Annotated in this window: 24 protein-coding genes; 11 read left to right on the forward strand and 13 right to left on the reverse strand. The window is 70.9% G+C overall.

Annotated features, from left to right (window positions below; all coding sequences use genetic code 11):
• Positions 1–97 precede the first annotated feature (97 nt).
• Both ACFV88_RS11760 and ACFV88_RS11765 read left to right on the forward strand, forming a co-directional pair.
• Positions 98–640, forward strand: coding sequence for a cupin domain-containing protein (locus ACFV88_RS11760; RefSeq protein WP_385488914.1), 543 nt, complete (start codon positions 98–100; stop codon positions 638–640).
• Positions 637–2,514 carry an NHL domain-containing thioredoxin family protein gene (locus ACFV88_RS11765; RefSeq protein WP_385488917.1) on the forward strand — a complete coding sequence of 626 codons (1,878 nt, stop codon included), beginning with the start codon at positions 637–639 and terminating at the stop codon, positions 2,512–2,514. The genes ACFV88_RS11760 and ACFV88_RS11765 overlap by 4 nt, the downstream gene beginning before the upstream one ends.
• 13 nt (positions 2,515–2,527) lie before the next feature.
• On the opposite strand, the gene ACFV88_RS11770 is transcribed toward ACFV88_RS11765, so the two are convergent.
• From ACFV88_RS11770 to ACFV88_RS11790, 5 genes are all read right to left on the reverse strand, one after another.
• A complete protein-coding gene (locus tag ACFV88_RS11770; protein WP_385488920.1) occupies positions 2,528–2,749 on the reverse strand; it encodes a DUF6458 family protein in 222 nt (73 codons plus the stop codon).
• Positions 2,750–3,097: 348 nt separating this feature from the next.
• Positions 3,098–4,282 (reverse strand): methyltransferase domain-containing protein, encoded by a 1,185-nt coding sequence (locus tag ACFV88_RS11775; RefSeq protein WP_385488923.1) that lies wholly within the window; start codon positions 4,280–4,282, stop codon positions 3,098–3,100.
• Positions 4,279–4,884 (reverse strand): hypothetical protein, encoded by a 606-nt coding sequence (locus ACFV88_RS11780; protein ID WP_385488926.1) that lies wholly within the window; start codon positions 4,882–4,884, stop codon positions 4,279–4,281. The genes ACFV88_RS11775 and ACFV88_RS11780 overlap by 4 nt, the downstream gene beginning before the upstream one ends.
• A 90-nt stretch (positions 4,885–4,974) precedes the next feature.
• Complete coding sequence (locus ACFV88_RS11785; RefSeq protein WP_385488929.1) at positions 4,975–6,120, reverse strand: methyltransferase domain-containing protein; 1,146 nt, start codon at positions 6,118–6,120, stop codon at positions 4,975–4,977.
• Positions 6,117–6,884: an ATP-grasp ribosomal peptide maturase gene (locus ACFV88_RS11790; RefSeq protein ID WP_385488932.1), complete on the reverse strand. Its 768-nt coding sequence runs from the start codon at positions 6,882–6,884 to the stop codon at positions 6,117–6,119. The genes ACFV88_RS11785 and ACFV88_RS11790 overlap by 4 nt, the downstream gene beginning before the upstream one ends.
• Positions 6,885–6,912: 28 nt before the next feature.
• On the opposite strand from ACFV88_RS11790, the gene ACFV88_RS11795 reads away from it, so the two are divergent.
• Positions 6,913–7,092, forward strand: a complete 180-nt coding sequence (locus tag ACFV88_RS11795) for a hypothetical protein (protein WP_385488935.1) — start codon at positions 6,913–6,915, stop codon at positions 7,090–7,092.
• Between the two features lie 83 nt (positions 7,093–7,175).
• On the opposite strand, the gene ACFV88_RS11800 is transcribed toward ACFV88_RS11795, so the two are convergent.
• Positions 7,176–7,547: an ATP-binding protein gene (locus ACFV88_RS11800; RefSeq protein ID WP_385488938.1), complete on the reverse strand. Its 372-nt coding sequence runs from the start codon at positions 7,545–7,547 to the stop codon at positions 7,176–7,178.
• 829 nt (positions 7,548–8,376) lie between these two features.
• Between ACFV88_RS11800 and ACFV88_RS11805 the strand changes: the two genes are divergently transcribed.
• Positions 8,377–8,553 carry a hypothetical protein gene (locus ACFV88_RS11805; protein ID WP_385488941.1) on the forward strand — a complete coding sequence of 59 codons (177 nt, stop codon included), beginning with the start codon at positions 8,377–8,379 and terminating at the stop codon, positions 8,551–8,553.
• Positions 8,554–8,777: 224 nt separating this feature from the next.
• Here ACFV88_RS11805 and ACFV88_RS11810 read toward each other — a convergent pair whose 3' ends face one another.
• Complete coding sequence (locus tag ACFV88_RS11810; protein WP_385488944.1) at positions 8,778–10,070, reverse strand: M18 family aminopeptidase; 1,293 nt, start codon at positions 10,068–10,070, stop codon at positions 8,778–8,780.
• 150 nt (positions 10,071–10,220) lie between these two features.
• Positions 10,221–12,047 (reverse strand): acyl-CoA dehydrogenase, encoded by a 1,827-nt coding sequence (locus ACFV88_RS11815; RefSeq protein ID WP_385488946.1) that lies wholly within the window; start codon positions 12,045–12,047, stop codon positions 10,221–10,223.
• Positions 12,048–12,242: 195 nt separating this feature from the next.
• Between ACFV88_RS11815 and ACFV88_RS11820 the strand changes: the two genes are divergently transcribed.
• Complete coding sequence (locus ACFV88_RS11820) at positions 12,243–12,725, forward strand: SseB family protein (protein WP_385488949.1); 483 nt, start codon at positions 12,243–12,245, stop codon at positions 12,723–12,725.
• Positions 12,726–12,837: 112 nt separating this feature from the next.
• The gene (locus tag ACFV88_RS11825) at positions 12,838–13,098 is read left to right on the forward strand and encodes a hypothetical protein (RefSeq protein ID WP_385488951.1); all 261 of its coding nucleotides are present in this window, start codon (positions 12,838–12,840) and stop codon (positions 13,096–13,098) included.
• Between the two features lie 77 nt (positions 13,099–13,175).
• Here ACFV88_RS11825 and ACFV88_RS11830 read toward each other — a convergent pair whose 3' ends face one another.
• Entirely contained in the window at positions 13,176–14,690 is a 1,515-nt protein-coding gene (locus ACFV88_RS11830) for an MFS transporter (RefSeq protein ID WP_385488954.1), read from the reverse strand.
• Between the two features lie 241 nt (positions 14,691–14,931).
• A complete protein-coding gene (locus ACFV88_RS11835) occupies positions 14,932–15,531 on the reverse strand; it encodes a TetR family transcriptional regulator (RefSeq protein ID WP_385488957.1) in 600 nt (199 codons plus the stop codon).
• A 331-nt stretch (positions 15,532–15,862) separates the two neighbouring features.
• On the opposite strand from ACFV88_RS11835, the gene ACFV88_RS11840 reads away from it, so the two are divergent.
• The gene (locus ACFV88_RS11840; RefSeq protein WP_385489394.1) at positions 15,863–16,759 is read left to right on the forward strand and encodes a Scr1 family TA system antitoxin-like transcriptional regulator; all 897 of its coding nucleotides are present in this window, start codon (positions 15,863–15,865) and stop codon (positions 16,757–16,759) included.
• Entirely contained in the window at positions 16,644–16,886 is a 243-nt protein-coding gene (locus tag ACFV88_RS11845) for a DUF397 domain-containing protein (protein ID WP_385488960.1), read from the forward strand. The genes ACFV88_RS11840 and ACFV88_RS11845 overlap by 116 nt, the downstream gene beginning before the upstream one ends.
• Here ACFV88_RS11845 and ACFV88_RS11850 read toward each other — a convergent pair.
• Positions 16,864–17,205 (reverse strand): hypothetical protein, encoded by a 342-nt coding sequence (locus tag ACFV88_RS11850; RefSeq protein ID WP_385488962.1) that lies wholly within the window; start codon positions 17,203–17,205, stop codon positions 16,864–16,866. The two genes, ACFV88_RS11845 and ACFV88_RS11850, sit on opposite strands and share 23 nt — an antisense overlap.
• Before the next feature lie 179 nt (positions 17,206–17,384).
• Between ACFV88_RS11850 and ACFV88_RS11855 the strand changes: the two genes are divergently transcribed.
• Positions 17,385–17,810, forward strand: coding sequence for a hypothetical protein (locus ACFV88_RS11855; protein ID WP_385488964.1), 426 nt, complete (start codon positions 17,385–17,387; stop codon positions 17,808–17,810).
• 45 nt (positions 17,811–17,855) lie between these two features.
• On the opposite strand, the gene ACFV88_RS11860 is transcribed toward ACFV88_RS11855, so the two are convergent.
• Positions 17,856–19,121 carry a PP2C family protein-serine/threonine phosphatase gene (locus ACFV88_RS11860; RefSeq protein ID WP_385488967.1) on the reverse strand — a complete coding sequence of 422 codons (1,266 nt, stop codon included), beginning with the start codon at positions 19,119–19,121 and terminating at the stop codon, positions 17,856–17,858.
• 25 nt (positions 19,122–19,146) lie between these two features.
• Positions 19,147–19,596, reverse strand: coding sequence for a hypothetical protein (locus ACFV88_RS11865; protein WP_385488969.1), 450 nt, complete (start codon positions 19,594–19,596; stop codon positions 19,147–19,149).
• A gap of 289 nt (positions 19,597–19,885) precedes the next feature.
• Between ACFV88_RS11865 and ACFV88_RS11870 the strand changes: the two genes are divergently transcribed.
• Both ACFV88_RS11870 and ACFV88_RS11875 read left to right on the forward strand, forming a co-directional pair.
• The gene (locus tag ACFV88_RS11870) at positions 19,886–20,962 is read left to right on the forward strand and encodes an ATP-binding cassette domain-containing protein (RefSeq protein WP_385488972.1); all 1,077 of its coding nucleotides are present in this window, start codon (positions 19,886–19,888) and stop codon (positions 20,960–20,962) included.
• A complete protein-coding gene (locus tag ACFV88_RS11875) occupies positions 20,959–21,810 on the forward strand; it encodes an ABC transporter permease (RefSeq protein ID WP_385488975.1) in 852 nt (283 codons plus the stop codon). The genes ACFV88_RS11870 and ACFV88_RS11875 overlap by 4 nt, the downstream gene beginning before the upstream one ends.
• The last annotated feature ends 19 nt before the right edge of the window (positions 21,811–21,829 follow it).

Genomic DNA, 21,829 nt, shown 5'->3' on the forward strand with positions numbered 1-21,829 from the left:
CCCCGGGGCGGCCACGGACGTTGTACCTACTCGGCAGGACACCCGGGGCTCCGCAGCCCGTCCGGAGCGGGGGCCGCCACGATCCCGGGAGGGCACCGTGCGCACGGCACAGCACTGGATCGACGCCCTCGGCCTGGAGGCCCATGTGGAGGGCGGGTACTTCCGACGGATCTTCCAAGCGGACCACCGTCCCCGGGTCCCCACGCCCGGGGGCGACCGCTACGCCCTGACCGCCATCCACTACCTCCTCACCCACGGGTCACCGATCGGCCACTGGAACCTGAACCGGTCCGACATCCTCCACTTCCACCAGCACGGCGAACCCGTCACCTACCACCTGCTCCACCCCGACGGCCGGCACCGCACCACCGTCCTGGGCCAGGACCTCCGGCGGGGCCACGCCCTCGCCCTCGCCGTGCCAGGCGGCGTGTGGAAGGCGTGCCACCTCACCGCCGGCGACCACGCCCTCATCGGCGAGGCCGTCGCCCCCGGTTTCGACTACGCCGACATGGCCCTCGGCCGACCCGGGGAACTCACCGCCCGCTTCCCCGACCACTCCGAGCTCGTCCACCGGTACTGCCGCCCGGACCGTCCGCGGGAGCAGCCGCGCCCCGGACCGAGTGGCAAGCTTGAAGCATGAACGATGCTGCCCCGGCGCCCGCCCCCGAGCCCACCGCCGCCCCTGCCCCCGCGCCCCGTCGCCGTGCCCGGGTCCGCGCCCCCGAGCTGGTCGGCGCGGGTGGCTGGCTCAACACGGGCGGCAAGGAACTCACCCTGGCCGACCTGCGGGGTCGCATCGTGATCCTCGACTTCTGGACCTTCTGCTGTGTGAACTGCCTGCACGTGCTGGACGAGCTGCGGGAGCTGGAGGAGCGGCACCGGGACACCGTGGTGATCGTCGGGGTGCACTCGCCGAAGTTCGCGCACGAGGCCGAGCACGCGGCCGTCGTGGACGCCGTGGAGCGGTACGGGGTGGAGCACCCGGTGCTGGACGATCCGGAGCTGGCCACCTGGAAGCAGTACGCCGTACGGGCCTGGCCCACGCTGGTGGTGATCGACCCCGAGGGGTACGTCGTCGCGCAGCACGCGGGCGAGGGGCATGCGCACGCGCTGGCCCGACTGGTGGCGGAGTTGGAGGCGGAGCACGGGGCGAAGGGCACCCTGCGGCGCGGTGACGGCCCGTACGTGGCGCCCGAGCCGGTGGCGACGGAGCTGCGTTTCCCGGGCAAGGCGCTGCTGTTGCCGTCCGGCGGGTTCCTGGTGTCGGACACCACCCGGCACCGGTTGGTGGAGCTGGCGGCGGACGGCGAGACCGTGGTGCGGCGGATCGGCTCCGGGGTACGGGGCCTGGTCGACGGGCCGGCCGAGGTGGCCGCGTTCAGCGAACCGCAGGGGCTCGCGGCGCTGCCGGACGGTTCGGTGGTCGTCGCGGACACGGTGAACCACGCGGTGCGCCGCGTCGACCCGGCGACCGGTGCGGTGAGCACCCTCGCGGGCACCGGGCGGCAGTGGTGGCAGGGCTCGCCCACCCGTGGCCCGGCGCGGGAGGTGGACCTCTCCTCGCCGTGGGACGTGGCGTACTTCGACGACCGGGTGTGGATCGCGATGGCGGGCGTCCACCAGCTGTGGACGTACGACCCGGCGACGGGCACGGTCGCGGTGGCGGCCGGGACCACCAACGAGGGTCTGGTGGACGGGCCGGCCGCCGAGGCGTGGTTCGCGCAGCCGTCCGGGCTGGCGGCGGGCGCCGACCGGCTGTGGGTGGCGGACGCGGAGACCAGCGCCCTGCGCTGGATCACCGCCGACGGCGCGGTGGGCACCGCCGTGGGCACCGGACTGTTCGACTTCGGGCACCGGGACGGCCCGGCGGCCGAGGCGCTGTTGCAGCACCCGCTGGGGGTGACCGTGCTGCCGGACGGTTCGGTCGCGGTGAGCGACACGTACAACCACGCGCTGCGCCGCTACGATCCGGCGAGCGGTGAGGTGACCACCCTGGCGACCGATCTGCGGGAGCCCTCGGACGCGGTGGTGGTGGACGGGGACGTCGTCGTCGTGGAGTCGGCGCGGCACCGGCTGACCCGGCTGCGGTTGCCCGAGGAGGCGGTGCGGGTGGCGTCGGTGGCGCACCGCACCCGGCGGGAGCCGACCGAGGTGGCGCCGGGGGCGTTCCGGTTGGACGTGGTGTTCCGGGCGCCGGCGGGACAGAAGTTGGACACCCGGTACGGTCCGTCGACGCGGCTGCTGGTGTCCTCGACGCCGCCGGAACTGTTGCGGGCGGGCGCCGGCGCCGGTACGGAGCTGTCCCGTGCGCTGGAGTGGGACCCGGCGGTGTCGGAGGGGGTGCTGCACGTGTCGGCGATGGCGGCGTCCTGCGACGACGACCCGGCGAACGCGTATCCGGCGTGCCACGTCCACCAGCAGGACTGGGGGGTCCCGGTCCGGCTGGTGGCGGGCGGCGCGGGGCGGTTGCCGCTGGTGCTGGCGGGCCTCGACGAGGAGACGGCCGCCGGCTAGCGGGGCCGTCCGGTCAGCGGTGGTCGCGTTCGCCGTCGACGACCGTGGTGGTGCCGCCGGGCACCACCACGCGACGGCGGCGGGCGATGCTGGTGAAGGCGACCGCGCCGATGAAGCCCACCGCCATCAGGATGAGTCCGACGACGTCGAGGTCGACGCCCTGCGCCTCCCAGTCCGTCGCGAAGGTGAGGATGGCCCCCACCGCGATGAACACGATGCATCCGCTCAGTCCCATGGATCTCGCCTCCCGGTCGGCTGTGCCCGTCAGTACGGCAGTTCCGTTCGGGCAGCGGGTACCCGGGGCGGGGGCGGTCATGCGGGGCGGGTCGGCCTGACGGTGCGCGGCGGAGCTGACCGGGCACGTGGCGCGCGGGGACGACGATGTCCGGCGGGCGGCGGGCGGCGGGCGGCGGGCGGCGGGCGGCGGGCGGCGGGCGGCGGGCGGGGCAACGGAGCCTCCTGGTTTCCGTCGTTGAGGATCTTCCGTTCGATGAGGGCGCTGAGGTTCCCACTGGCGCGCGCCGGGTTCCCAGATCGGGCGGACTCTCACGGGTTCCGATCGCCCGCGGGGACGGTATAGGCGTTACGCGCCGAGGTCCCAGACCTGGGAAGTGGGCAGGTGGCGTGCGTGCATCCGCCCGTCGTCGGCCCGGATCACGGTGAACGCGTCGGGTTCGGGGCGTCCGTGCTGGTTCCACCAGGCCCAGGTGTTCTCGACCGTCCGCCACAGCCGTCCGTCACCGCCCTCGGCCACCTGAGAGGCAGCCTCTCCGAGGGGCACGCGGGCCCACGCGCCGTCAGCGGTCTGGAGCTGGATGGACCAGAAGCCGTTGTCGTCGCAGTGGTAGACGAGTTCGGCGCGCGGGAGGGCGAAGGCGAGGAGCAGCCGGAACGGGTAGGTCTCGCGGATCGCGTCGGCTGTGACGGTGGTGGGGCGGTGGTGGGATGCGGGCAGGCGTTGGGGCCGGTCGTTCGTCTGGTCGTAGATTCGAGGGTGGTCGCGGGCGGGCATGAAGGCGCCGGTGGTGGTGGTGAAGTGCCCTTGGACGGTGCCGTCGTGGTGGGGGCGGAAGCGGACGAGTCCGCCGGCGATGCCGAGGTCGAGGTCGGTGAGGATGAGGCCACCGGGTCGGGTCTGGGTGATCCACGCTTCGGGGAGGCGGGTGATCGAGCAGGTGGCGATGATCCGGTCGAACAGAAGCCGGCTGCCGGGGTACGCGTCGCGGCCGTCCCCGACGGCCAGCGCGGGGGTGAACCCGACCAGGGCAAGGTGTTTGCGGGCGGCGTCGACGAGTGCGGGGTCGATGTCGATGGAGCGGACGAGTTTGTCCCCGAGCCGGGCGCAGAGCAGGGCGGTGTTGTATCCGGTGCCGGTGCCGATCTCCAGGATGTGGTGACCGTCGTCGACGCGGAGTTCTTCGAGCATTCCGGCCATGAGGCTGGGCTGGGTGCTGGAGGAGGTGGCGACGCCGGTCCAGGCCCGGGGGCCGACGCGGACGGCGGTTGCGGGGTCGAGGGCGGTGACCAGGGTGGTGTCGCTGTAGACCGCCTCCAGCCACGGCCCGTGCGGGTCGGTGTGGTCGCGTTCGTTCCAGACGGCGATGCCGCGGTCGTCGGTGCTCTGCTCGTACCAGCGGGGCACGAACAGGTGACGGGGAACGGCCGCGAAAGCCTGGTCCCATTCGGAGGTGCGGATGGCGCCCTGGCAGACGAGCTGATCGGTCAGGGCCCGGGTGAAGTCCGCGGCTGAGGTGTACGAGTTGGTCATGTGATGCCCTGGAGTTCGTTGGCGATGGCGTCAGTGAGAGGCAGCCCGGTCTCGTGCTCGATCCAGTCCCACTGGCCGCACGGGTTGATCTCCAGGAAAGTCCAGGTGCCGTTGGGTGAGACCACGAAGTCGAGGGCGCCGTAGCGGAGCCGTAGCCGGTCCATCAGCTGGCGGACACCGGACGCGACAGGCTTGGGGACCGTGGTGACGGTGTAGGTGAGGGCGTTGTAGTCGCTGCGCCAGTCCACGTGTCCGGCCGGGCTGTCGGTGTGGATCGCCGCCGCGAACAGCCGGTCGCCCACGACGGTCAGCCGTACCTCGTGGTCCTTGTCGGCCCACACCTGGAACAGGTGGCAGGTCAGGTCGATGCCCTGGAGGTCTGCCAGGTCCCCCGGCCCGATGCGGCGGGTGTAGACGGTCTTCAACTCGCCGCCCTCGATGAAGACGGGGCTGGCGACCGGCTTGCACACCAGGTCGCTGCCGACCTCCGCCGCGAACTCGCGGACGGCGGCCGGCTCGTTGGTGATCAGGGTGGGCGGGATGATCAACCCTGCCTCCCACGCGGTCTTGAGCTGGAAGGGTTTGTACTCGGCGCGCAGCATGCTGGCGGGATGGCTGAGCCAGCGACAGTCGAGGGAGTTGATGAGGCCGCCGATGCCGGCGCGGTTCGGCCCTCGCTGCGGTGGTGCGGGTCAGAGCCGCCATGAGGCGGTCGCGGGCTCGTCGCGTCGGAGGGTGTGCGCACCGTCGGGTTCGACGGTGAGGGTGTAGGCACCGGGCCCCGGCCGTCCGGCGGCGATCCACTGTGCTGTCAGCGTCGCCCGCTCGGCCCACAGGTCGCGCGGGCCGCCCACGGCGACGTCTGTCGTGAACTCTCCGGTCGGGGTGATGCGGGCCCAGGAGCCGGTGTCCGGGTGCACAAGCCCGTACACGTTCGTGTCGCCGGCGGTGAGGTGCATGGAGAGCACGTCGTACTGGGTCAAGGCGACTTCGAGCGCACCGCCCTCCATCAGATCCCGATAGAAGCCGCGCGAGTCCTGAACGACGTCCGAGAGGTCGATCCGGCTGGCCCGGCCAGTGCCGTTGATCACGAGCGCGGTGTACGACGCAGCGCGGTGCGCCACTTGCTCGGGAGTGGGACGGGCGATCATGAACGCGGCCGGGTCGGGCAGGAACCCGCCCGTCGCGGTTCCGTCACCGGCGGCCCGCAGGGCCACGATGCCGGTGCCGATGTTCGTGACGATGATTCCCCCGGGCCGTACCTGGCGCACCCACTCCGCGGGGATGCGGTGCACTCCGCAGGTGGCGAGGATTCCACCGTACGGGGCGCGGGCGCCGACGCCGCGGGTGCCGTCGCCGGTGACGAGATGGGGGGCGTAGCCGACGGTGGCCAGGCTTTGCCGGGCCGTGGTCGTCAGCTCGGGGTCGATGTCGATGCTGAAGACCTGGTCGTCGCCGAGGCGGTGGCAGAGCAGGGCGGTGTTGTATCCGGTGCCCGTGCCGACCTCCAGGACCCGGTCGGTGTCGGTGACGGTGAACGCCCCCAGCATCCGGGCCATGAGGGACGGCTCGCTGGAGCTGCTGACGGCGGTGCCGCCGGAGTCCCACCGGGTGATCAGCGAGGTGTCCTGGTAGACCGCCGTGTAGAAGCTGGGGTCCTGCGCGGTAACGGTGTCGACCTGGCCCCCGTGGCGGACCTGGAAGCTGGGTACGAACGCTTCCCGGGGCACGCCGCGGAACGCGTCCGTCCAGCCCGGAGAAGTCAAGGCCCCGGTGTCGGTCATGCTCCGGACCAGGTGGGCGCGGGCCTTCTCCGAAGCGGTGGAGATGGTGGTCACTGCATTCCTTCCAGAACATCGGCAAGCGCGTGGGTGATGGGCACGCGAAGGTCGGGGACGAACCCGAACTGGCCGCCCGGGTTGACGTCGATCAAGTGCCAGTCGCGATCGTCCTGATCAACGAGGAAGTCCATGGCCACGTAGCGCAGTCCGAGGGCTTCCATCAGCCGGCGGACGCCGCGCGCGACGCTCGCGGGCACGCGGCAGGTCCGGTAGGTGAGCGCGTCGTAGTCACGGCGGAAGTCGATCCGGGCGGCGGGCGAGCCGGCGTGGATCTCGGCGGCGAACAGCTGCGCGTCTACCGCGGTGAGTCGGACCTCGTGGTCCTTGTCGATCCACTCCTGGAACAGGTGGGCCGTGCGCGCCACGTCGTCGGTGATGTCGTCGGCTTCCACTCGGCTGGTCCACACCGCCACGGGTTCGCCGCCCGCACCGGTCGGCCCCGATGTGCCGAGGGTCTTGTACGCCGCGGACTTCCGCGGCAGGCTGCGGATGAACTCCCGGGCCGTACCCGCGTGGTTCGTGATGAGCGTTCGGGGGACCCGCAACCCACACCGCCGGGCCGTCGCCAGCGCGACGGGTGCGGTGCCGGCCACCGCGTTGTTGTGCGGGTGGTTGACCCAGGTGCACCGCAGCGACGCCAGGACTCCGCCGAAGCCCGCACGGGCCTCGTCGAAGGCCCATCGGGCGTCCTCGGCGGAGAGCCCGGGGTGCAGGGTGAACGGGCTGGGACGCCGGTAGTAGACCGCCCTCACGTCCCGCAACCGCAGGTCCCGGTGCCGACCGCGCCACGTGCCCGACCACTCCACCCTGGCCGGCGCCGAGCGTGGCGCTGAACTCCGTCCGCTCCGGGAAGTCCCCCGGATCGGCGCGGTGCACCGGGACGCCCCGGTCGTTGAGTTCGGCAATGACCAGATCAGCGGTCGCGTCCAGGTCGGGGCGGGTCAGCACCAGGACCGTCACGGCGTCTGAGGGGAAGGCAGGCAGTGCGAGCTTGCTCATCTGCGTTCTCCTGATCGGCTGGGTGGAACGTCTCCCCGGGCATCGGCGTGGGTTCAGTGGGTCGCGGGCAGGACTGCGCGGACCGTCTTGCCGTTCCTATCCGGGGCCCACGTCAACGACGCGACGCAGCGAACGAGCACCAGCCCGTAACCGCCTTCGCGGCCGACATCGACGCCGTCCTCACGGCGCCCCGGCATCGGGTCACTGACGTCGACCATGAGGCCCCCGTCAGCCTGTGTGGCGAGCTTCAGCCGAAGGAGCCCCGTGGGAATGCTGGGGCGTGTGTGCAGAATCGCGTCCGTCGTCAGCTCGGACACCACCAAGACGGCCGCGTCCTGATCTCCGCCCCAGTGCAGAAGTTCCCTTGCGCGATTCGCTTGCCGACGGATCACCCGGACGATACGAGGCGTCATGGTGAAGCTCATCGACCATTCATCGACTATGCGTGGGTATACCGCGTGCTGTGGACTTGTTGCCCTGATGGGGAAGAAGGACGAGCGGGCGCGCAGGTCCATGTACAGACTCCGTGTTGGATGCCGGGACCGAACGGATGACGGGGTGATTCAGTGCGGCAACTCAACGCCACGCCTCAGGGTCCTGGGTAGGGTGTTGTGGAGCATCAACTCCACACGTTCTTAGGGGTATTTGACTGCCGCTTTACTGTTCTTCTGGGGTCGAACTCCGCCTACCCTGAACAGGTGTCTCCCTCACGAAACGTGCAGCTTGTTACTTGGATGACCAAATACGGGGTTAGTTCGAACAGTCTTGCGGAAAGGGCCAACGAGGCCATCGGTGACCTCACAGGAAGATCTGGAGGAATTGACGGCTCGCGTGTATGGCTCGGCCACCTGCGCGCCATCCACCAGGCCAAGCCTGCTTGATGTCCAGCGAGCTCATGGAAGGCCACCCGCAATGACCAACGCCGACCCTGCGGCACGGAAGCCGCGCCCGGACTACCCACCGAAGACGCCGCCGCCACCGAAGCGGCCGCCAAGCCCGCCTCCGCCGCAGACCGAATGCAGCCCAGGCCGCCTCACGCCCCCACGATCGAGCCTGCCCGGCCGAAGGGTTCTGATGCGGAACAGGCGCGGCGCGACATGGCCCTTGGAAGCACAGCCCTGGTCGGCTGGCCGGGCGTCGGCCGAAGTGAGCGGCCGACTGAAGGAATGGGGGCTAGCTCGGCCCGACAGCTTGGACGAGCTGGTGCGGTACCTGGTCAACACGGCGGTAGCCGACGGAGGTCGACGGGTCAGTTTGCACCTCGCAGAGGAGAACAACCGCGCGCTGATCCTCGCTCTCAGTCACCAGGTCTCGGGCCACCTGGACGACTCCGTGCTCCCGCATCTGCGTGCCCTCGGCGCGGAGAGCTGTGGCACGGAGACCACGACCGATGGGCGCCAGGTCTGGGCCCTGCTCGACCTTGCTTCCTAGCTCGCCACGGTTCGCAACGTCGGGTTCGACGCTGCCGCGCTGGGCTCAGTGCGGGCCTTCGTCAGCGCCCGTCCGGCCGGGCCCGACCCCGCGCCGGCACCGCGGGTGGAAGATCGACCACCCCGCCGTCTCCTCCACGCTGCGGACCGTTCGGGCAGCGGGTACCCGGGGCGGGGGCGACCATGCGGACGGGTCCGCCGCCGGGCGGGCCGGGTGGTCGGGGGTCAGCCGGTGAGGAAGGCGACCAGGGCGTTGGCCAGTTGGTGCGGGTCGTCGGCCGCGCACAGTTCCCGGGCGCTGTGCATGGAGAGGATGGCCACGCCGATGTCGACGGTCTTGATGCCGTGCCGGGCCGCGGTGATCGGGCCGATGGTGGTGCCGCAGGGCATCGCGTTGTTCGAGACGAAGGTCTGGAACGGGACGCCGGCCTTCTCGCAGGCGGCGGCGAACACGGCGCGGCCCGAACCGTCGGTCGCGTAGCGGTTGTTGACGTTGACCTTGAGGATCGGTCCGCCGCCCGCGCGCGGGTGGTGCGTTGGATCGTGCCGCTCGGCGTAGTTGGGGTGCACGGCGTGGCCGGTGTCGGAGGAGAGGCACACCGTCGCGGCAAGGGCGCGGGCCCGGTCCTCGACGGAGCCGCCGCGTGCGAACACGCTGCGTTCCAGGCAGGAGCCGAGCAGCGGGCCGTCGGCGCCGGTGTCGGACTGGGAGCCGTTCTCCTCGTGGTCGAACGCGGCGAGGACGGGGATGTAGGGGAGGTCCTCGGTGGCCGCGGCGGCGGCGAGGGCGGCGACCCCGGCGTGGACGGAGAGCAGGTTGTCCATCCGGGGGCCGGCGACGAGTTCCTTGTCCCGGCCGAGGTAGGCGGGGGCCTCGACGGGGTGGGTCATCAGGTCCCAGCCGGTGACCGAGTCCGGGGCGAGGTCGTACTCGTCCTCCAGGAAGTGGATGAGGTCGCCCTCGTGGGCGTCGCCGAAGCCCCAGACGGGCTGCATGTGGCGCTGGGGGTCGAGCTTGAGGCCCTCGGGGGTGACCTTGCGGTCGAGGTGGATCGCGAGCTGCGGTACGCGGGCGAGCGGGCGGTCGACGTTCACGAGTCGGTGGGTGCCGTCGCGCAGCGAGAGGCGGCCGGCGATGCCGAGGTCGCGGTCGAGCCAGGAGTTGAGCAGGGGGCCGCCGTAGATCTCGACCGCGAGTTGTCGCCAGCCGTGCGCGGAGCTGTCGGGCTGGGGCTTGATGCGCAGGTTGGGCGAGTCGGTGTGGGCGCCGACGATGCGGTACGGGGTGTGGGGGGACGCCGCCTCGGGGACGTACCAGGCGATGATCGCGCCACCGCGCAGGACGTACTTCCCGCCCGCTGTTCCGTCCCAGGCATCGGTTTCGGCGAGTTGCCGGAATCCGGCCTTCTCCAGCCGCTCGGCGGCGTTCGCCACGGCGTGGTAGGGGGAGGGGCCGGCCGCGAGGAACGTCATCAGGTCGTCGGTGTGGCCGCGGTCGAAGCGGGGGGGTTGGCTCATGGGTTCACCTTAACGACGACCGGGGGCCCGCTCCCGTGGGCGGGAGCGGGCCTCAGCTGAAATGTACATGCCTTTGGCAGATGCCGACGGTACCGATCCTGCGGGGGCCGGTCGAGACGGCATCGCGTCCGGAACGCGCGCGGCCAAAGGTCAGAACGCCGCTTCGTCGAGGTCCATCAGCCCGAGGTCGACGCCCTCGGCCATCCGACGCTCCGCACCCACGCCGGGCAGGACGTTCGCCGCGAAGAACCGGGCCGCCGCGATCTTGCCGGTGTAGAAGGCGCGGTCCTTGGCGGACGCCGACTCCCGCTTCTCGGCGGCGACCGCGGCCCCGCGCAGCAGCAGGTAGCCGATGACCACGTCGCCCGAGGCGAGCAGCAGCCGGGTGGTGTTGAGGCCGACCTTGTAGATGGAGCGGACGTCCTGCTCGGTGGCCGCGAGGTCGGTCAGCATCACGCCGACGATCGCTTCGAGGTCGGCCGCCGCGCGGGCCAGCTGTTCCCGGGCGCCGGCCAGCTCCTCGCCGCCGGAGCCGATGGCGAGGAACTTCTTGATCTCCTCGGCCAGCGAGTTCAGTGCGGCGCCCTGGTTGCGGACGATCTTCCGGAAGAAGTAGTCCTGGCCCTGGATCGCGGTGGTGCCCTCGTAGAGGGTGTCGATCTTGGCGTCCCGGATGTACTGCTCGACCGGGTACTCCTGGAGGTAGCCGGAGCCGCCGAGGGTCTGGAGCGACTGGGCGAGCTGCTCGTACGCCTTCTCGGAGCCGTAGCCCTTGACGATGGGCAGCAGCAGGTCGTTCAGCGCGTGTTCGTGTGCGGCGTCCTCGCCGGCCGCCTCCTTGGCGACGATGGCGTCCTGGACGCTCGCGGTGTGCAGCACCAGCGCGCGCATGCCCTCCGCGTACGCCTTCTGCGTCATCAGCGAGCGGCGCACGTCGGGGTGGTGGGTGATGGTGACCTTGGGGGCGGTCTTGTCCATGAAGTGGGCCAGGTCGGTGCCCTGGACGCGCTCCTTGGCGTACTCCAGGGCGTTGAGGTAGCCGGTGGAGAGGGTGGAGATCGCCTTGGTGCCGACCATCATCCGCGCGAACTCGATGATGCGGAACATCTGGCGGATGCCGTCGTGCTTGTCGCCGATCAGCCAGCCCTTGGCGGGGTGCCGGTCGCCGAAGGTGATCTCGCAGGTGTTGGACGCCTTGAGGCCCATCTTGTGCTCGACGTTGGTCGCGTAGACGCCGTTGCGCTCGCCGAGCTCGCCGGTCTCGAAGTCGAAGAGGAACTTCGGGACGAGGAAGAGGGACAGGCCCTTGGTGCCGGGTCCTGCGCCCTCGGGGCGGGCGAGGACGTAGTGGAGGATGTTCTCCTCCAGGTCGTGCTCGCCCGAGGTGATGAACCGCTTCACGCCGTCGACGTGCCAGGAGCCGTCCTCCTGCTGCACGGCCTTGGCCCGGCCGGCGCCCACGTCGGAGCCCGCGTCGGGCTCGGTGAGGACCATGGTGGAGCCCCAGGTGCGCTCAACCGCGATCTCCGCGATCCGCTGCTGCTGGGGGGTGCCCTCCTCGAAGAGGATGCGGGCGAACGCCGGCCCGGAGGAGTACATCCAGATGGCCGGGTTGGCGCCCAGGACCAGCTCGGCGTACGCCCAGATGAGGCTGGCGGGGGCGGTGGTGCCGCCGATCTCCTCGGGGATGCCGAGGCGCCAGTACTCGGAGTCCATGAACGTCCGGTACGACTTCTTGAAGGACGCGGGCAGGGGGGCTGCGCCGGTCTCCGGGTCGAACACGGGCGGGTTGCGGTCGGCGTCGGCGTACGACTCGGCCAGCTCGTTCTCGGCGAGGCGGGCGATCTCGGCGAGGACGCTGCGGGCCGTCTCCACGTCCATCTCGGCGAACGGTCCGGTTCCGTAGATCTTGTCGCGCCCGAGCACCTCGAAGAGGTTGAACTCGATGTCGCGGAGATTCGACTTGTAGTGCCCCATGGCGACGGCTCCGTAGGTAGCTCGGGTATGACACACGTACTGACGAGTAGCGGGTACCTACGATGATGCTACCCACGGGTAATAACGGCAACCCCCGACCGGTGGACGTCTAGGAAACCCTCCGCGGCCGGGCCGTACCGGACGGTATTGCGGGCGGGGCCCGCCGCGGGGCCGCCGCTCGGTACGCTTGCGCCCATGTACGGCTACGACCAGCACGCAGGCGGCGCCGCCCCTGGGCAGAGTTACGCGCAGCCGCAGTCCCCGCCCCCACAGATGGCAGGCGGGTACGCGGGGCAGCCCCCGCTGTATCCGGAGCCGTCCCCACCCTCGCTCGCGGACGCGGTGCGCGCGTTCACCACGGGCTCGATGGCCGCCGAGGACTTCCAGCAGATCTTCGCGACCTCGAAGGTCTACTGCCCCCGCGGCGACAACCCCGGGTTCCTCGCCCTGCACAACACCCAGCAGCCGGTGATCCCGATGTTCACCACGCTCAAGGAGCTGCGCCGGTACGCGGGCAAGGAGTCCAAGTACTTCGTGATCACCGGCGCCGAGGTCATCGACCTGCTGCCCACCGGGTACGGGTTCGTGCTCGACATGGAGGGCGACCACCGGATGGTCTTCGACGCGAAGGCCGTCGAGCAGATGGTCGACTTCGCGATGCGCCGCATGTACGGATAGCCCGCCGGTCCGCGCGTCCCCGTCACTACGGGCGGTCCGCGGGCCTTCGCCTTTCGCGGCGCCCGGGTCACAATGGGCGGGATCAGCCGCAGGGCGGGACGGGAGGCACCGGGTGAGTGACAGCGGACGCGGTTTCAGGTTCGGCAACACGATGAGCCGGCTCGCCGACTGGGCGGGACTGCTCGGCGCGGGCTTCCTGCTGGTCCTCGGGTCCGTCTCGTACGCCCAGGGGCGGGGCCCGCTGTGGTTCGTCCTCGGTCTGGTGGTCCTCGCCCTGAACCTGTTCACCTTCGGCCCGCGCCAGCGCAAGCGCCGCGAGGCCAAGGAACGGGTGGAGCAGGCGCGGCTCCGACGCGAGCGGGAGACCGCGTAGGCACCCTGCCGTCGGACGCCGACCGGGCGGCACGGACCGTGTCCGTACCGCCCGGATCATGACCGCCGGCTCCCTGATCAGCCCAGGTGCGCCGCGGGCGGGGCGCCGGCCCCGTCCGTGGGCCGGGTGTCGCGCAGCGCGATGACCGTGATGACCAGTCCCGCCACGAACAGGCCCGCCGCCACCAGGTACGCCGTCGCGTACCCCTCGGTCAGCGCCTCGGCCGCACGGCTCATCAGGCCCGCGTCACCCGTGGCCGCCGCCCGGTAGAAGGTGGCCGAGGCGTCCGGCACCAGGTCGTCGGCCGTCATCATGGCGACCGTCGTCAGGGCCGCGAGACCCAGCGCGCCACCGATCTGCTGCGCGGTGTTCAGCAGGGCCGAGGCGATGCCGGAGTCCTGCGCGGCGACCCCGCGCACCGCGCCCAGGGTCATCGGGACGAAGCTCGCGCCCAGGCCCAGCGCGGTGACGAACATCGCGGGCGCCAGGTGCCAGGCGTACGAGGAGTCCGGCTCCAGGGTCGCGAACCACAGCATGCCGAGCGCGCCGACCAGCAGTCCGGGGCCCGCGATCCGACGGGCCGACCAGCGGGAGATCAACCGGGAGCCGAGCGTGGCCGAGATGCTCATGCCGATGCTGAACGGCAGGTACGCCAGGCCCGTCTTGACGGGGCTGTAGCCGAGCACCTGCTGGAGGTAGAGGGTCAGGAAGTAGAAGGTCGCGAACATGCCCGCGCCCAGGAACAGCATGGTCACGTACGCGCCCGCACGCCCCCGGTCACGCAGCAGCCGCAGCGGCAGCATGGGGTGTTCCACCCGGGACTGGAAGACCAGGAACAGCGACAGCAGCACCAGCGCCACGACGAACGAGCCGAGGGTGAGCCCGTCGGTCCAGCTGTGCTCGCCGCCGCGGGTGATCCCGTAGACGAGCGCGATCAGACCGCCGGTGCCGGTGATGGCGCCGGGTATGTCCAGCCGCCCGTGCTCCGGCCGGCCCTCGGCCAACAGCCGGGTGCCCAGGAGCACCGCGATGCCGATCGGGACGTTCACGAAGAACACCCAGCGCCAGTCCAGGTAGTCGGTCAGGACGCCGCCGAGCAGGAGGCCGACCGTCGAGCCGATGCCGGCCATCGCCGCGTAGACGCCCATCGCCTTGTTGCGCGGGGCGCCCTCGGGGAAGTTGGTCGCGATCAGCGACAGCGCGGTCGGGGCGGCGACCGCCGCGCCCACGCCCTGGAGCACCCGGGCGGCGATCAGCAGGACCTCGTTGGTCGCGAAGCCGCCGAGGATCGAGGCGACCGTGAACACGACGATGCCGAAGCGGAACATCCGACGGCGCCCGAAGAGGTCGCCCGCCTTCCCGCCGAGGAGCAGCAGACCGCCGAAGGCCAGCGCGTACGAGTTCACGATCCAGGCGAGCGTGGACGCGGAGACGCCCAGGTCGGTCTGGATGCTCGGCAGGGCGATGTTCGTGATCGTGCCGTCCAGCACCACCATCAGCTGGGCCGCGGCGATCACCACCAGGGCCCAGCCGAGGGATCTGCCGGCGGGTGGCGCTCCGCTGGCGTGCGCGCTCGCTGCTGTCGTCGTCATGGGGGAGCTCCTCGTCAGGGCGGACCGGTCCGCCCGGACACGCCAAGGGAGAAAACTATACGCACGTTGATTTTTATTTCTCACCACCTGGTGAGAAACGCATCACACCGCGCGCAGCGCCCCGTGTCCCGTCGCGCCCCGCCCAGCTCTGCCCCGGCACCCGGACGCACGGAAGCCCGCCGCACGGGGGTGCGGCGGGCTTCGGCTACGGGGTACGTACGGGCTACGGGCTACGTACGGGTTAAGGCTCGGGGGCGACCAGTTCGCGGAGCACGGGGACGGCGAGGCGCAGGACGTCGTCGAGGTCCGCCTCCGCGAGGTCCGGCATCCGCAGCACGTGGCGGTGCGTGGCGATGCCCATCATCATCGCGCCCACCAGGGCCGCCCTCAGCCGGGCGTCCGGGTCGTCGCCGAGGCGCTCCGCCAACGGGTCCACCGCCTGCTCGGTGATCCGACCGCGCAGCAGCTCCGCGGTCTCCTCGCTGCTCATGCTGGCCCGCAGCAGTGCGGTCGGGGTCTCCGGGGCCTTCGCCCAGGCGCCGAGCATGCTCCGCAGGTAGTTCCCGACGGACTCACCGAGGTCGTCGGTCGTCAGCTCCGCCACCGGGATGCGCCACTCCACCGCCTCCCGGAAGAGGTTCAGCTTCGTCCCGAAGTACTGGATCACGGACGCCTTGTCGACCTCCGCGTCCGCCGCGATGGCGCGGATCGTCGTCCGCTCGTAGCCCGACTGTGCGAACTGGCGCCGGGCCGCCTCCAGGATGCGGCGCCGGGTGCGTTGCCCCTTGCGTTCGGGGGCCGGGTCGGCGTCCTGCTGGTCCGGGGCGTCGCCGCTGGTCACGACGGGGCTCCTCTCGGGGCGGGCGGGGGGACCCCGATGCTACGCGCCCGCCCGGGCGGACCACGACGTCGCTCGGCCGCTCCCGCCCGGGGCGCTGCCCCTCGCCCACCCGTGACTGGAGCCCGCCTCGAACGCACCCGGCATGTGCAGGTCGCTCGCTCGATTCCCTCTTTCCTGTGCACTTTGCGGGCAAGCGCTCCGGCCGACGAAGGCGACAACTAGCTTGGGCCCGCTGACGTTGAACGGGTGGCCGGGTCCACTGCCACGGAAGGGACGTCCTGTGAGCCGGAGCATCGCAGCAGGGGACAAACAGGTGGTCACGACCGCGCGGATGTTCGGTGAAGTGCTCCGCCACTTCCGCCAGACCGCGGGCCTCACCCAGGACGACTTGGCCGCCAGGGTTCCCTGTGACCGTTCGTTGGTCGCTCGGGTGGAGACCGGCACGCGGGTACCGCAGGACGACTTCGCCCGCACGTGCGACACCGTGCTCGGCACGAAGGGCGTCCTCTTCGAACTGTGGGGACGGATCGACTGGTACGAGTCCGTAGAGCACCCCGACTGGTTCAAGCGACGTGCCGACATGGATGCGACGGCGACCGTCCTGTACGAGTACCAGACACAGGTGATCCCCGGGCTGTTGCAGACCGAGCCTTACATCAGGTCGCTCTACGAGCACACGATGGCGGGTGACCTCCTTGAGGAGAACGTCCGGGCACGGCTGAGCCGTCAGCAGCGGTACTTCACGACCGGGGGCCCGTTCTACCTCGTGATCCTGAACGAGAGTTGCTTGTACACCGCGGTCGGAAGCGCACAGGTCATGCGCGGGCAGTGCGCACGGCTACTGTCGGCCGGCCGCCTCCCCAACATCTGCGTCCAGGTCGTACCGAGCGACTACACGGGGTTCCTGCGCCCCAAGACGTCCATGTCGCTGATCACCCTGCCGAACGGGGAACGCTGGGCCTACTCCGAGTCGATGGAGCGCGGCCACTTCGAGTGCGATCCGGCCGTGTTGGAGCGTCAGAGCCGTCTCTATGATGTGCTCAGGGCCAATGCTCTGTCGGCCTCGGATTCCGCCGCTCTGATCAGCGATGCGCTGGAAGGACATGGCCACCATGAACAGGCATGGGCTCCTCGGTACAACGTGGGTGAAGAGCAGCCACAGCGACTACGACGCCGGAAACTGCCTCGAAATCGGCTCCGATATCCCCGGCTTCGTCCCGATAGGTGACTCCAAGACACCGGACGCGCCCGCGCTGAGGGCCGGCCACGGCGCATGGTCGGCGTTCTTGGCCGGGGTCAGGGACGACGCCTTCGCGGTCGGCCCCCGCTGCGTCAAGCGGGCAGGGCGATCATGAGGGTGATCGACGGGGCGAGTGCGGTGAGGGCGCTGACCGGCCAGTAGACCCGGGAGCGGGTGCGCACCCTGCGCCGCAGGGGGAAGTTGATCAGCCACCAGAGCAGCAGGGACCCCAGCACGATCGGCCCCCCGAACAGCATCCAGAGCAGCATCCCGTCGTTCTCCGTGGGCTCCCGCACCGTCATGCCCAGGTCCGCGAGCGGCCAGTTGGACAGGAAGTACCAGAAGAGCCACACCGGGACGATGCACGGAACCCCGAGAAGGAGGTTCGCCCCGAGCGCCGCCGCCCACCACCTTCGCAAGCCTTCGGTAGCCATGCCGCCGATTCTCCCGGAGTGCGGGCGGGGCCCCCTTCGCACAGGGCTTCGCTGATGTCCTGCCCGCCCGCACGGGAACCGGGCCGAGCGTGCGTGCCCTCTACGAGGCCAACCGCGCGAAGGACGTCAAGGCCGCACGGGCGCGCGGCCCGCGGCTGATTGAAGGGACCTTGTCATCAGTGAACGCTGTTTCGGTAACGGCCGCCGTGGTGCTTCCCCCGTTCCTGCTCGCCGCTGTCGTCCTGAGCGTCTGGAAGACCGCCCGTGGACTGCCCGCACGTCAATGGCGGCAGCCCCGTTGGTGGGTGTTCCCCGCCGTTCTCCTGGTCGCCGCCGGATGCGTCACCTGGTTCATCGGGACGTTTTCGAGTGGTTTCGACGCCAGGGAAACTTGCCTGGAGCGTGGATTCGACTACGACGACGCCTATCGACGCGATCCCGCACAGGGGTTTCCCCTGCACCACTGGTGCAACGCCGATCAGGACCTGGTCCCGGCCTTCGTCAACCCCTCGCTCCTCACCATCGCGGTCGCACTTCTCGGCTGTGCCGCAGGATCAGCCGCCGCCGCGGTCGTCGGAAGGAAGAAGGGTGAGGAACGGGTGTGACCGACCCTGCGTGGTGCGAGCGGCGCGGCGCCCGCCCGGGGGAGGTCACCGGTCCTCCGGGTCGGGTGGGGGGTCCGGGGTGCGGGGGCCGTCGAGGGAATCGGGGGTGGCGGGGACGCCGTCGAGGGGGAGCACCGGGCCCGCCGCCCGCACCGCGAAGATCGTGGTGTCGTCCCCCAAGTGCCCCCCGCCGTGCCGCAGCGTCGCGTCCCGCACGAAGGCCACCAGGCGATCGGGCCGCGCGGTGGTCGGATCGTCCGCGAGCGCCTGGGCGACGGCCGCGGCCAGCGGGAAGAACGTCCCGTGCGCGTCCCGTGCCTCGGTGACCCCGTCGGTGACCAGGAGCAGCGTCTCCTCGGGCCCGAGGGCGACCTGTTGGACGTGGACGCGGCTTTCGAAGAGGTCGCCCAGACCGAGCGGGAGCCCGTCGCCCGGCGGGAGTTCGCGCACCCCGGCCGGGCCGACCACCAGGGGCGGCTGGTGGCCGAAGTTGACGAAGGTGACCGGCCGGCCGGGCACCGCGAGCGGCGGGAACCCGAGCAGGACCGCGGTGGCGAACCGGTCGCTGTCGTCGCGCCCCACCTGCATGCAGTAGAAGCGGTGCCGCATCATCCGCGACTCCAACCGTTCGGCCACGGTGCTCAGTTCCGGTTCGTAGTAGCCGGACTCACGGAACGAGCTGAGCAGCACCGCCGCCCCGTCGACCGCGCCGAGGCCCTTGCCCTGGACGTCCCCGATCAGCACCCGGGTGCCGTGCGGGCTGGGTTGGATGTCGTAGAAGTCGCCGCCGACCTTCGCCGCCCGGTCCGCCGCCAGGTACACGGCGGCGTGCTCGAGTCCGCCCCAGCGCGCGGGCAGCGGGCGCAGCACGGTCCGCAGGGTCGTCTCGACCACGTCGCGCATGTGCAGCGCGCGCCGTTCGTTGCGGATGCGGACCCAGGAGGCCGCCACGGCGAGCACCCCGCCGGCCGTGACGAGGATGAAGTCGGGCAACCCCGTCTGGTACTGGTGCGGCCAGGTGTTGTCCATGCTGAGGTAGGTGACGATGGCGAGCACCGCGAAGACGGCGGTCGTCCACACTCCGCACAGCGCGGCGGAGATGCCGGGGACCATCACGATCCAGGAGATCACCCGGAACTCGCCGGAGGTGTTCAGGTCGAAGAGGAGCAGTCCGACCAGCAGGACCAGGGGCGCCACCCACGCCACGCTGTAGCCCCTGATCCGTAGCAGGGAGGACGCGCCAAAGCCGCCGGACAGCCGGTCCACGGGGCCGTCCGGCAGGTCGGGCGGAGTGAGCTCGGGCGAGGGCATGGGGCGCGCCGGACGGCCGGTGGGCTCAGTCCTCGGTCGTGTAGTAGTGGTAGAACGTCGCGACGCCGGTGCCGAAGGCCGCGCCGAGGGCGATCCCGGTGGCCAGCAGGACCGAGTGACCCGTTTGGCTGTAGCAGAAGCCGACCGCGAGCCCGGCGAAGACCGCCCAGGCCAGCGCGCGGGCCTCCTTGGGCAGTGCGGGGCCGACGCGGTGCAGCGCGAAGGCGATCCCGGCGAAGAGGATGCCGCTGACGAAGCCGAGCAGGATGTTCCAGCCGGTGACCTGGTAGCCGCTGGCGTCGCGGCTGATGCCCGCGACCCAGAAGCCGTAGACGATGCCCGCCAGGACGGGCAGCCAGGTGCCCGTCGCCCTGGGGTCGACACCGGTGCGGGTGCGCGGGGCGCGGTGGCGTCCTGTGGTCGGGGTTCCTCCGGGTGTCGCGGGGGTGCCGGGGGCGGGTGCCGCATGCGTCATGGGACCACTCCTCTCGGGGTGCCGGTGGGCCGCGGCGGTCCGCGCCGTGCGCCCCACCTCCTCCAGGGCACACCCGAGGCCGCACCCCGGCAACTCGTGACCCCGACGGCGCACGCCGGCCCGGTCACCACCGCCTCACCCCCTTGATCGCTCGAATGTTCGAGAAAAGTGCCGTAGAAGCGATGAGTTTCCGGGTGCGGGTCGGTCTTCCCCTTGACCCGTGCTCCACGGACCATGGAACGAAGGGCAGCAAATGCCCCAAGACAATACATTTCACGGCGAGGCGGATATGAGCAGCAGAAAAGGCGGGCGGGCGACAGCGCGGCCCGGTGCCCCGGCGATCGAGACCGCGGGCCTGGTGAAGACCTTCGGCGACAACCGGGCGGTCGACGGCGTCGACCTGACCGTCCCCACCGGCACGGTGTACGGCGTCCTGGGGCCCAACGGCGCCGGCAAGACCACCACCGTCAGGATGTTGGCGACCCTGCTGCGCCCCGACGGCGGCGAGGCCCGGGTGTTCGGGCACGACGTGGTCCACGAGGCCGACGCCGTGCGCTCCCGGGTCAGCCTCACCGGCCAGTACGCCTCCGTGGACGAGGACCTCACCGGCACCGAGAACCTGGTGCTGCTGGCCCGGCTCACCGGCCACGGCCGCAGGGCGTCGTACGGGCGGGCCGATCAGCTGCTCGGCGCGTTCGGACTCACCGAGGCGGCCGGCCGGCAGGTCAAGAGCTACTCCGGCGGGATGCGGCGCCGGATCGACATCGCCGCCTCGATCCTGAACACCCCGGACCTGCTGTTCCTGGACGAGCCCACCACCGGGCTCGACCCGCGCAGCCGCAACCAGGTGTGGGACATCGTGCGGGCGGTCGTCGCCCAGGGCACCACCGTGCTGCTGACCACGCAGTACCTCGACGAGGCCGACCAGTTGGCGTCCCGGATCGCCGTGATCGACAAGGGCCGGGTCATCGCCGAGGGCACCAAGGGCGAACTGAAGGCGTCCGTCGGCGCGGGGGCCGTGCACGTACGGCTGCGCCACGCCGACCAGCGCCCCGAGGCCCGGGACCTGCTCGGCCGGGTGCTCGACGCGCCCGTCACGCTCGAATCCGACCCGGTCGCCCTCACCGTCCGGATCGGCCAGGACCCCGTCGACGGCCAGGACCCCACCGGGCAGGCGTCCCGGGCGCTCGCCGAACTCTCCCGGGCCGGGATCAAGGTCGACAACTTCGCCCTCGGCCAGCCGAGCCTGGACGAGGTCTTCCTCGCCCTCACCGACCGCCCCGCCGGTCACCCCGCCGGTCACCCCACCGACGGCTCCGCCGACCGCCCCACCACGGGCACCCCCGCGAAAGAGGCCCTCACATGAGCACCGCGACCACGACCACGGACGCCCAGGACCTCGCGCCGGTCAGTACCGACTCGCTCGCGGAACTCCTCGTCCCCCGGGAGCGCCCGCACCGGCCCGGGCCGCTGTCGGCCTCCCTCACCTTCGGGTGGCGGGCCATGTTGAAGATCAAGCACGTTCCCGAACAGTTGTTCGATGTAACGGCCTTCCCGATCATGCTCATCCTGATGTACACGTACCTCTTCGGCGGGGCCCTCGCCGGCTCGCCCGAGGAGTACATTCAGTACCTTTTGCCCGGAATGCTCGTGATGTCCATCGTCATGATCACGATGTACACGGGCGTCGCCATCAACACCGACATCGACAAGGGCGTCTTCGACCGCTTCCGCACCCTGCCCATCTGGCGGCCCGCCGCGATGGTCGGCTACCTCCTCGGCGACATGCTGCGCTACGTCATCGCCTCCGTCGTGATGATCACCGTGGGGCTGATCATGGGCTTCCGCCCCGACGGCGGCCTGCTCGGCGTCCTCGCCGGCGTCGCCCTGCTGATCGTCTTCTCGTTCGCGGTGTCCTGGGTGTGGACGATGTTCGGACTGCTGCTGCGCACCGAGAAGTCCGTGATGGGCGTCAGCATGATGGTGATCTTCCCGCTGACCTTCCTCAGCGACATCTTCGTCGACCCCAAGACCATGCCCGGTTGGCTCCAGACGTTCGTCAACCACAACCCCATCACCCATGTGGCCACCGCCGTGCGCGACCTCATGGCCGGCAAGTGGCCGGCCGCGGAACTCGCCTGGTCACTGGGGTGGTCCGTGCTGCTGGTCGTCGTCTTCGGCACGCTCACCATGCGCATGTACAACCGCAAGTAGCACCAGGCGGCATGCCGGG

Source organism: Streptomyces sp. NPDC059816 (assembly GCF_042732055.1).
In the GTDB taxonomy this organism is placed as follows: Bacteria; Actinomycetota; Actinomycetes; order Streptomycetales; family Streptomycetaceae; genus Streptomyces.

Coding starts and splice junctions, on each gene's coding strand:
- ACFV88_RS11850 (WP_385488962.1), bottom strand. CDS start 17,205: ATGGCTACCGAAGGCTTGCGAAGGTGGTGGGCGGCGGCGCTCGGGGCG.
- ACFV88_RS11860 (WP_385488967.1), bottom strand. CDS start 19,121: ATGCCCTCGCCCGAGCTCACTCCGCCCGACCTGCCGGACGGCCCCGTG.
- ACFV88_RS11820 (WP_385488949.1), top strand. CDS start 12,243: ATGTACGGCTACGACCAGCACGCAGGCGGCGCCGCCCCTGGGCAGAGT.
- ACFV88_RS11865 (WP_385488969.1), bottom strand. CDS start 19,596: ATGACGCATGCGGCACCCGCCCCCGGCACCCCCGCGACACCCGGAGGA.
- ACFV88_RS11770 (WP_385488920.1), bottom strand. CDS start 2,749: ATGGGACTGAGCGGATGCATCGTGTTCATCGCGGTGGGGGCCATCCTC.
- ACFV88_RS11830 (WP_385488954.1), bottom strand. CDS start 14,690: ATGACGACGACAGCAGCGAGCGCGCACGCCAGCGGAGCGCCACCCGCC.
- ACFV88_RS11875 (WP_385488975.1), top strand. CDS start 20,959: ATGAGCACCGCGACCACGACCACGGACGCCCAGGACCTCGCGCCGGTC.
- ACFV88_RS11775 (WP_385488923.1), bottom strand. CDS start 4,282: ATGACCAACTCGTACACCTCAGCCGCGGACTTCACCCGGGCCCTGACC.
- ACFV88_RS11810 (WP_385488944.1), bottom strand. CDS start 10,070: ATGAGCCAACCCCCCCGCTTCGACCGCGGCCACACCGACGACCTGATG.
- ACFV88_RS11870 (WP_385488972.1), top strand. CDS start 19,886: ATGAGCAGCAGAAAAGGCGGGCGGGCGACAGCGCGGCCCGGTGCCCCG.
- ACFV88_RS11800 (WP_385488938.1), bottom strand. CDS start 7,547: ATGAGCTTCACCATGACGCCTCGTATCGTCCGGGTGATCCGTCGGCAA.
- ACFV88_RS11815 (WP_385488946.1), bottom strand. CDS start 12,047: ATGGGGCACTACAAGTCGAATCTCCGCGACATCGAGTTCAACCTCTTC.
- ACFV88_RS11845 (WP_385488960.1), top strand. CDS start 16,644: ATGAACAGGCATGGGCTCCTCGGTACAACGTGGGTGAAGAGCAGCCAC.
- ACFV88_RS11840 (WP_385489394.1), top strand. CDS start 15,863: ATGTTCGGTGAAGTGCTCCGCCACTTCCGCCAGACCGCGGGCCTCACC.
- ACFV88_RS11780 (WP_385488926.1), bottom strand. CDS start 4,884: ATGCTGCGCGCCGAGTACAAACCCTTCCAGCTCAAGACCGCGTGGGAG.
- ACFV88_RS11765 (WP_385488917.1), top strand. CDS start 637: ATGAACGATGCTGCCCCGGCGCCCGCCCCCGAGCCCACCGCCGCCCCT.